This is a genomic window from Acinetobacter sp. UBA2063 (assembly GCF_002333245.1).
In the GTDB taxonomy this organism is placed as follows: domain Bacteria; phylum Pseudomonadota; class Gammaproteobacteria; order Pseudomonadales; family Moraxellaceae; genus Acinetobacter; species Acinetobacter parvus.
Genome location: NZ_DDAH01000116.1, coordinates 5,919 through 6,147 on the forward strand (window position 1 = coordinate 5,919; position 229 = coordinate 6,147).

The following is a 229-nucleotide window of genomic DNA, read 5'->3' on the forward strand; positions in this document are numbered from 1 at the left end:
CAACTTCTTCTAAAACCACGCCTTATTCGATGCCTTATTTTGCAATTATTACCTTCAATTCCTACAGTAAACAACTTACCAATACTTTGCTTGCAGTTTTTAAAAGCAGTGATGAAACTGTCCCAATGATCACTTGCAATTCGGGTGTAGTGAATACCTAATTGTTTAAGCTTTGTCTTCAACCTTTGGACTGTAGCTAAATGTCTCTTACCCCAAACATAAGCAACAA

At 36.2% G+C, this 229-nt stretch carries 1 pseudogene; it reads right to left on the reverse strand.

What is annotated here, in order from left to right:
* Positions 1-229 (reverse strand): annotated as a pseudogene (locus B4H32_RS05100) (IS1 family transposase); the annotation flags it as partial.